The 8,871-nt window shown below is 58.8% G+C and carries 10 protein-coding genes; all 10 read right to left on the bottom strand.

Translation table 11 applies throughout. The features are described from left to right. Nucleotides 1-14: 14 nt before the first annotated feature. On the bottom strand, nucleotides 15-626 hold the full coding sequence (locus DIE21_RS34965) for a thioesterase II family protein (protein ID WP_124501912.1): 612 nt from the start codon (nucleotides 624-626) through the stop codon (nucleotides 15-17). Further along, nucleotides 623-1,036, bottom strand: a complete 414-nt coding sequence (locus tag DIE21_RS34960) for a cupin domain-containing protein (protein WP_124501911.1) — start codon at nucleotides 1,034-1,036, stop codon at nucleotides 623-625. Before DIE21_RS34960 ends, DIE21_RS34965 begins: the two co-directional genes overlap by 4 nt. A gap of 9 nt (nucleotides 1,037-1,045) precedes the next feature. After that, nucleotides 1,046-1,660, bottom strand: coding sequence for a LysE family translocator (locus DIE21_RS34955; protein ID WP_124501910.1), 615 nt, complete (start codon nucleotides 1,658-1,660; stop codon nucleotides 1,046-1,048). Nucleotides 1,661-1,678: 18 nt separating this feature from the next. After that, nucleotides 1,679-3,136, bottom strand: coding sequence for a class I tRNA ligase family protein (locus DIE21_RS34950; RefSeq protein ID WP_124501909.1), 1,458 nt, complete (start codon nucleotides 3,134-3,136; stop codon nucleotides 1,679-1,681). 37 nt (nucleotides 3,137-3,173) lie between these two features. Further along, a complete protein-coding gene (locus DIE21_RS34945) occupies nucleotides 3,174-3,389 on the bottom strand; it encodes an acyl carrier protein (RefSeq protein WP_185642910.1) in 216 nt (71 codons plus the stop codon). A 16-nt stretch (nucleotides 3,390-3,405) separates the two neighbouring features. Continuing rightward, the gene (locus DIE21_RS34940) at nucleotides 3,406-4,341 is read right to left on the bottom strand and encodes a chlorinating enzyme (RefSeq protein WP_124501907.1); all 936 of its coding nucleotides are present in this window, start codon (nucleotides 4,339-4,341) and stop codon (nucleotides 3,406-3,408) included. Nucleotides 4,342-4,457: 116 nt separating this feature from the next. Further along, entirely contained in the window at nucleotides 4,458-6,047 is a 1,590-nt protein-coding gene (locus tag DIE21_RS34935) for an amino acid adenylation domain-containing protein (RefSeq protein WP_124501906.1), read from the bottom strand. After that, nucleotides 6,047-7,087, bottom strand: a complete 1,041-nt coding sequence (gene dmpG / locus DIE21_RS34930) for a 4-hydroxy-2-oxovalerate aldolase (protein ID WP_124501905.1) — start codon at nucleotides 7,085-7,087, stop codon at nucleotides 6,047-6,049. The genes DIE21_RS34935 and dmpG overlap by 1 nt, the downstream gene beginning before the upstream one ends. 8 nt (nucleotides 7,088-7,095) lie before the next feature. Continuing rightward, on the bottom strand, nucleotides 7,096-7,974 hold the full coding sequence (locus tag DIE21_RS34925; RefSeq protein WP_124501904.1) for an acetaldehyde dehydrogenase (acetylating): 879 nt from the start codon (nucleotides 7,972-7,974) through the stop codon (nucleotides 7,096-7,098). A 397-nt stretch (nucleotides 7,975-8,371) separates the two neighbouring features. Further along, nucleotides 8,372-8,869, bottom strand: a complete 498-nt coding sequence (locus DIE21_RS34920) for a TPM domain-containing protein (protein ID WP_124501903.1) — start codon at nucleotides 8,867-8,869, stop codon at nucleotides 8,372-8,374. Nucleotides 8,870-8,871: the final 2 nt, after the last annotated feature.

The following is an 8,871-nucleotide window of genomic DNA, read 5'->3' as shown; positions in this document are numbered from 1 at the left end:
GTTCGGAGAGCGATTTATGCAGGCGCGCGGATAACGTGCCGTTCAACCGCCTCGCCCACAAAAACGCGGACAGGTTCGGACAGCAGGAAATCCGCCCTGAGCAATCGAAGGGCGATGCTGCGCAAGTCCTTGTTCCTGAAAAGCGCCTCAACCTCCCCGCCCCCCAGACGGGCGATGTGCAGCAAGAACGCTTCGTCGCTCAAGTGCGCCAGCGCATCGCGGCCCGGCTGTCTGCCCGGCGCTTTTCTCGCGCAGCAAATGAGTCCTCTCAGATCGAACGCAATCCCCTTCTTGCGGCAATAAGCCGCCAGCTTGTACGCAATGGCAGCCCCCATGCTGTAGCCGAATAGAAATACCGGTCGATCGAACAGAGGGCGCATCTCCGCCAGCATCGGCTCCAGTAGCTCGTCGATGTCTGTACATGCAGTCTCGCCAAAACGACCTTCCCGGCCGGGGAGTTGTACCGCGCACACATCGACGGCATCGCCAAGCTCGGATTGCCATTTCCGGTAAATGGATGCTCCCCCGCCACCGTAAGGAAAGCAGATCAATCTTGACGATGCCGTGATATCCGAGCCGGATGAAACCAGCCATCTTCGCCGACCCTGACCGCTTGCGGTTTTCATACGCCCTTGATCTCGAGTTTGGCCGACGCGTCACCGGCTAAAAAATAGTTGTTCCCACCGTCCGTATCCCAATCGGCCCTCGGCGGCGTAAAGATATCCAGATCGATTGCGTCTTCCAGACATTTTGCGTTGTGCGGGACACCCGCCGGGATATGGAGAAGTTCCCCGGCGGAAACAATCGCCTTGTGTTCGAGGCCGTTTCCGTACCGAAACAACACCTTTCCGCTCAGGATGTACGTGAATTGCTCATTGGGATGGGAATGGGTCGCCACCCATGCGCCGGCCTTCATATGAAGCATGGCGAGCATGAGTTGATCTCCGGACACCACCTGCCGCTGAATGTACTCGTTCAGCGTTTCAAGCGGCACATCCGACCAGGCAACGAAAGGATCAGAAGTGAGTTTCATCATGCATGTCGGTCAGATCAGTTTGACACCCTCGAGAAAGTCGTAAAACATAAAGGCGCCAGCTGCGACCAGCAGGATGCCCATCAATCGGTTGAATAGATTGAAGTAGTCGTCGTTCTTGATTTTTTTGCCGACGACGACCCCTAACGCCGAGTAGACGCCTGGCGCACCGGCCCCACCGACCGCTATCAGCGCCGATACGATCAGGATCATCACGCCGCGGATGTTGGCCGACGGAAACATCACGGTCGTGATCGGCAACACCACCAGCATCCCTTTGGGATTGAGCGCCTGGATAATGAACCCGTTCAGGAACGTGAGGTTCGGACCCAACGAACCCCGGTCTCTGATGCCCGTGCTCGTGTCGACATTCGACTTCATCATCTTGAACGCTAGATAGAACGTGTAGACCGCGCCGATCAGCGCGATATAGGGCAGCCACTTCGTCGATATCAATGCCTCCCCCGTATAGCCGAAAATCAACAGCAGGCTGAACATCGCAATACCGACACCGACGAAAAAGCCGACCGTGCGCCGGATCTGCCCGGTCAAACCCGCATTGAGTCCCAGCGCATTGACGGGCCCCGGGCTGTACATCACGCTGAAAGCGTAAAGAAAAATCTCCATGCCCCCTCCTGTCTTGATCTAAGCGAAACTCTCGACTCCAAGCGTGCCCAGCACCGACAGATAGCGGTCCGCATGGACCGGCAAATCCGTACCGAGAATGCGTTTTTGCCAGTGATAAAGCTCCTTGAAGGCGCCGACGGGATCGGCTCTTTCCAGCGCCGTATAGACCGCCACTGGCGGCACCTCCCCGTCCTTCGCCAACTTGGTATGAACCGCCTTCACGCCGCTCCTGAAGCTCTCCACCTGCTCCAGCAGCGTCTTTCGAATGACGAGCACCTTGCCCGGCACCTCGCCGACCAACAGCGCCAGCTTCATCGCGTCGTCGATGTCCCGCTGGCCCGCGTATTCCGCCGGTTCGAGAATTTCAAGCGGCACGAAGCCTTGAAGGCCCGCCAGGTCATAGATCAGGGGCGCAAGAACAATCAAGTGATTCTTGCTCGTGGTCGAATCGACTTGCAGGTACTCCGGCTTGAACAGAACTGCCGTGACGGCCGCCTGAAACACCGGATGACAGGTCAGACGTACCGGAACGATGTCTGGATTGCCGGCCGCATCGCCGTTCGCCAGAACGAACTCCCCGGTGCGGCGGTTCCAGAACTGGCAGGATTCGTCGCGTTCGGCGAGCAATTCGATCCGCCCGATGACCTGGCTCGGCAACCGGTTGTCTTCGTGCTGGATCGCCACGCCCTTGCGCAACAGTACGTTCAGGGTTTCGTTATGAACCTGGTCTGCCCACTTGCCGTCCAGAAAACCGGTACGAATGGCAAACCCGGTCTTCAGCACCGGCGGAACGGGACGGGAATACTCGTCGACGTCCTGCTGCAGCGACAACGCGAACCGGATCGGCAACCCGACCCGCCGAGCGAATTCGAGATCCGCCCGGTTGTGTGCCGGGTTGACGAGTACAGCGCCCGTGCCGAAGTCGGGCTTGACCCAATCGGCAACCCAGACCGACATCAAATCACCCGTCAGCGGATTGCGCACATAGCGTCCGGTGAAATAGTTTCCGCTGTCCCCGTGATACGGGATGGTTCTGACGAACGGATGGTAAGCGTGCAACGCCAGCGCGCAGGCCCCCGTGCACGAACTCCAGTCCGTCACGAATACGTCGACATGTTCGTCACTGCCGTCGACTTCGAGCTTGCAGACCGCTCCACTCGAACTGCGCAGCGACTTCTTGATTCGGGCAGCGATCTTGTCCGACCAGCGCGGAATCGAATTGCTCAACGTATTGGCGGCGGCCGAAGACGGCCCGTAACAGATGTCGAACCGATCATCGCTAACGCGATTGAAGAAGAGGACGTTTGCATCGAGCAGCGTGTTGAGCGGCGCGATCAGATCCTTCGTCTCCGACTGGATAAGCACCATGTTCTTCGCTCGCTGGACAAACTCCGCATATAGCCGGTTGCGTCGCTGAGAGAGCGATGGTGCGCCGTCGTCGCCGACATCCTGAAAACAGGCGAATTTCGTTTCCATACATTTATTCCATTACCGTGAGGTAACAAGCGTCCGGTTACGGCGTTGCGAAGATGTGCGATTTCAACGCGTCCAGCGTCGGATAGCGAAACAGCATATCCATCGCCACATCGAGCTTGAGTTCGTCATTCAGTCGACGCTGAATGGATGCCATGATCAGCGAATGGCCGCCGACATCGAAGAAATCGTCGGAATCCTTGAACTGAGGCAGCTTGAGCTCCTCGACGTAAATTTTCCGGATGGCGTCCATCATTTCCAGTTCCTCCTCTTTAACGCGCGAGCGCCGAAAACGCCTCGCCGCGATTGTTGACGGTTCGTACCTTGTTGTGACCGTATGTTTCCTCGCCGCAGACAAGGACTGCCGCATAGTTGCCGAGATCGAACGTCTCGCCGTGTGCGGTGTATGAAAGCAGATCGGGATAAACGCGGACATGCGTCGGCACGTAGCGGCTAGTTATCGCCAGGCGCGTTTCTCGTTCGGTCGAGTTCGGCTGGGATGCATGTGCGCACGAGGCGGTAAAAATCACGCACTCGCCCGCGTCCATTTCCAGGTCGACCGGATCAGCGCTTTCCGGATCCCACGACGGATCGACCTTGAATTCGGAAAAGTTGTAGCCGAAGAACCCCGTATCGGTTTCCGTATAGCTGTAGTGACTGTTCCGGCCAGTCTCGACCTTCCGCTTCTCGTCGTAGTAGTACTTGTAGTGCGAACCCGGCAGGAAGCGCATGCAGCCCGTCCGACGCGTGGCCGGTGTAAAGGCCGTCCAGACGGTCAGATCGATGAAGGCGTTCCAGTCGGTCGCGGTGGGAACGATCAGCGGATTGCCGTCCGTGTAGCTGTAGTCGCGAACCTGATGCCATTCCGTGCCCGCCGAACCGGGAAACTTGGCGAACCATTCGGACCGCCAGCACAGGATGTCCGGCCCCAGAATACCCTTCAGGTATTTCAGGATCGTCGGGTGCATGATGTGCTGCGACAGCTCGGGAATATCGAAATGACGATCGTAGTTCATGTCGTTGTCATATAGCACGTGCGTCCGATCCTGATTCCCCTGGCGCAGTGCGCGCAGCATCGCAGCCGCTTCCTGCGGCTCGTACAGCCTGATCGGTCCGATGAAGCCGTCGCGCTCGAACCTGGCGACGTCCTCCTTGATGTCGTCCGGAATGACCGCGTTCTGGGCAAGGCCCGTCGTCGATTGAAACATTTCCTGACAAGATTCCATAATTTAGGATTCCTATTATAAAGATTGACAATTCCCTTATCCATTCAGCACATCACAGTCAATGCGCTACATCCCGTTACACTGGACGCTCGATCAGGTCACGGTCGCTCCCATTGTGCTGCCAGTGCCTGCTTGTCGATTTTTCCGTTTCGGGTCAGTGGATATTGCGCGACCGCGATGAAATCCTCTGGAACCATGTGTCTCGGCAGTTTCGTCGCAAGCGTGCGTTTGAGTGTCAGGGTGTCGGGTACGTCTTCCGCTACACGCAGCAGAAACGCAACCAGCCGCAGGCTTCCGTCTTCTGTGCTGCCCCTCAACGCAAGAACGACTGCTTCCACGATATGTGGAAACGAACGCTTGATCGCGTGTTCGATATCCGTCAGATTGGTCAACATGCCGCGAATCTTGACCTGGGTATCGCGGCGGCCGAGGCAGATGTACTCGCCGGTCGGCGTGCGCCGTGCGAAGTCGCCGGTTCGATAGGCCAGCACGTCGCTACCGTCGATCCTGACGCGAACGAATTTCTCTGCCGTCAGTTGAGCATTGTTCACATACCCTACGCCAACGCCCGCCCCCCCGATGAAAATCTCGCCGATCTCATCGTCTTCTATCGGGGCGAGTTTCTCGTCGAGCACGAGCAATGAGCAATTGGCGACCGGCTTCCCGATCGGAATGCCGCCCTCGATATAATCGGCGACATTGCCCATTACGTATGACGTCGCGACATCGGTGCACTCCGCGACGCCATACTGGTGAACGAGCCGGCAATGCTTGCCCGCGCCGACCGACCACTGCCGGATTCTCTGTGCCGACAGCGCCTCACCACCGATGAACAGGTATTCCAGCGAAGCGAGCGACCGGTTCGCGTCGGCGATCGCCATGAGCAGATATAACGTGCTGGGCGCGAGATGCAGTGTTCTCACGCTATGCTGCTTGATCAGCCGCGCGGCCAGTTTCGGATCGAAGTGCTCGGTGCCCATCAGGCACAGGACCGCGCCGACATAAAGCGGCATCATCAGGCTGCGTTGCGAGATATCGAAACCGAATGCACTGACCAGCAGATTCGCGGATTGGCTATCGAGCCTATATTCGAATTCCAGCCATTGCAGCAGGTTGCTCCAGCCGCTGTGCCTGACGCCGACGGCCTTCGGAATGCCGGTGGTTCCGGATGTGAAGACGACATAGCAGAGATCGCCGCCGTCGACATCCTCGTCCAGGTTTTCCGTCGAATAGACAAATGACCGCGCCAGGACGTCGTCGAGCGTAAGCAACTGTTTGCCGGCATCCTTGAGCCGGTCGCGTGTCTGATGGGACACAATGATGAAGTTCATCGCTTCCAGTTGACCGACCATTGCCGTCAGGCGCTCTGCCGGATAGGACGGATCCAGCGGAACATACGCGGCACCGCACTTCAGAATCGCCAGCACACAGGTAAGGGTGTGGATTTGCGGCGAGAAACAGACGCCAACCGTCGCTCCCACACCGATCCCCAACTCGCTCAGAAGCCTGGCAAACCGGTTCGCCCGCTCGTTGAGTTCGCTGTAGGTCATGCTGGCTTCGCCGCAAACGACCGCTGTCCGTTGTGGATACACAGCGGCCCAGTATTCGAATCGCTGATGCGCCAGTTGCTGACGCGTCACAGTGCTCTCCAACGTCTGCCCGGCTTCGAAATCGCTCGACGTCGCCATTATTTGACCACCTCGTCGGTGAATTCCCGCAACGTCGACATGCGTTTCGAAGACGCCAGCCTGCTCGCTTCCTCGGTAATCACGTCCTCCTGCCCGGCAACGAGCCGGCGATCCGCCAGCCGGCGATAAAGCTCGAATTCGTCGACGTCGAAATGCTGTGCCGCCCGCCGCACGTGCGGCACATATCCGGAAAACAGGCCATACAGGCCGCTCGCGATATTCGCCGAATCGATATGCGGCGTCTCCGGACACAGGAAACCCGATACTTCCGCGGACAGGCGCCCAACCAGGTCGAACGACGTGCAAATCGGGTAGCCATGCCGCTCCAGTACTGCCACCATGATTTCTAGCTGGGCATTGCCTGCACCGGCTCCGAACCCCTTGAAGCAGCCGTCCACGACAGTCGCGCCTTCCTCCACCGCGACGAGCGTATTGGCTATGGCCATCCCGAGGTTGTTGTGTGCATGGAATCCCACGCGGACATCCAGATAGTCGAGCAGACACCTCACCTTGTCGCGCACCATGGCCGGACTGGAGAAACCCGCGCTGTCCATCAGGACGATTGCGTCGGCGCCGTAGCGCTCCATGAGCTGCGCCTGCTGCCGCAGCACTTCCGGCGACGCCATGTGAGCCATCATCAGTACGCCGTACGCCTCCTTTCCGGCGGCCTTGGTCTGCTCGATGAAACGCGCAGTGATATTCGCTTCGGTACAGTGGCTCGCGACCCGAATCACGTCCACGCCGATGTCCAGCGCCATGTCGATATCGGAGGCCTTTCCGAATCCCGGAATGAAGTGAACCCCAAGACGGCTGCATTTCAGACGTTCACGCGCAATCGCCAGCATCGTACGGTCATCGACGGCGGCGTGACCCAGCAGGCTCGACGAGGCTCCAAGCCCGTTGCCGTGCCCGACCTCGACGATGTCTATTCCGGCCGCGTCGGCCGCGGCTGCGTATCCGGCGATCTGCTCCGCCGTCAATTGATGGCGAATGGCGTGGTTGCCGTCGCGCAACGTTGAATCGCTAATGAAAATTGACACGATAGTCCTTATCTGGCGAGCGCGTACCTGTGCTCCGCCACCGCGACGGCTGCGCAATTGATGATGTCCAGGTTGCCGGCATAGCTCGGCAGATAGTCACCGCTACCGCGAACCGTCAGACCGACGACAATCTGGCCGCGATTCTCCATCGGCCCCATGACCAGTTCATAGCCCGGCACATAGGCCTGAACCCGCTTGATCATCGCGTTGATGCCGGCTTCCACGCGGGCGAAATCCCGATACCTGGCCGTGGAGTACAACGTGGTCTGCATGCTGATGCCAGGCTCGGCGGGATTGATATTCAGAATGGCTTTGGTGCGCGCCGCCCCCGTGAACGATGCAAGCGCGGATTCCGTCGTCGTCAGGTACTCGTTGATGTTTTCCCGCGTAGCCGTGCCGGCGCTGCGCGACGAGATGGTCGACACGACTTCGATGTAGTCGATCCCGTCGACCGCTCGAGCCAGCGCATACGCGAGCGGCAGGCTAGCCTGGCCGCCACACGTGATCAGGTTGACGTTTTGCGCCGTACCGACATGTTCCAGATTGATCGAAGGGACGCAAAGCCGGCCTAGCTTTGCGGGTGTCAGATCTATCGCGAACTTTCCGGATTGCAGGAAGAACGGGTTGTTGACTGCATGCGCCGCCGCCGATGTCGCGTCGAACACCATATCGAATTGATCGACGTTGTCCCTGAGAAAATCCAGACCTTCACTGGAAGTCGGCACGCCATGCTCCCGCACGATACCCAACCCCTCGCTATTGGCGTTCCTGCCGACAACGAATGCCAGGGATAGATTGCGGGACGCCTTTACCTTGAACATCAGGTCGACGCCGATACCACCCGATCCCAGGATTGCCACCCTGGTCCGCAACGACTCTCTCATCATTGTTCACCTTTGCTGGATTTCGCGATCGATACCATCGGCATGCTCCGGTGCCAATGAAGTAATGGATCAGCCGCGCCACCCGGCTCGAACTGTCCGGCCCGCACCCTGCTCCGTCGTCAGACGGTAATATGGGCGGCGCATTTGTATGGAGGATATGTGTCGCGACTCAAAGGCGTCTTGTACGTTTGTGCGAAGCGGCAGCTTCGCTTGTCGCATACCGGGGGGGGGGGTGAAGGGAAACGGTGCCGGCGCGCCTGCAAGCGCCGAAAGACCAAGGGCCTGCCTTTTGCAAGACAAGCGGGCGGAATTCTCCGCAAAGTTCGTCACTCAAACCATGCGACGTCAGCAAGCCCCGTTTACCGGGCGCGTCAGGAAAACCCGTGCCGAGGCCAAGGACTCACATCACAACGGGCGAACTTGAAAGGTCGTCGCGCCGCGGACCGTGAGCCGGAAAGTGTTTTTTCAACAGCTCGGTAACTTGCTCGATACCTCGCAGAACACCGGACCGGTAATCGCCTTGCCGGAAATGAGCCTCCATGGCCTGGCAAATCGCCGCCCATTCGCTGCCATCCACCTTGGCGTGTATGCCTCGGTCCACCACAATTTCGACGTCGCGGTCCGCAAGAAGCAGATAGATAAGAATGCCGTTGTTGTGCTCCGTGTCCCAGACCCGGAGGTCCGAGAAGACCTCGATGGCGCGATCCCTCGCAGATGTGCCCGTCAGCACGGCGCCGATGTGCAGCGCGCCCTCTACAGCAAACCTGACCTGGCCCACGTGCGCGCGATGACTGGCACGTACAGCCTCTTCAATAGCGATAAGCGTGCGCCGTGGAAATGCCTTGTCGACCCGCCAGCGGGTCGTGAAAAGATGCCGGAAGAGGCGCTTCAGATCCATGC

The organism is Burkholderia sp. Bp9140 (assembly GCF_003853425.1).
GTDB lineage: Bacteria > Pseudomonadota > Gammaproteobacteria > Burkholderiales > Burkholderiaceae > Burkholderia.
Note: the sequence above shows the minus strand (reverse complement) of the source record. Positions and strands in the feature narration are given on the sequence as shown.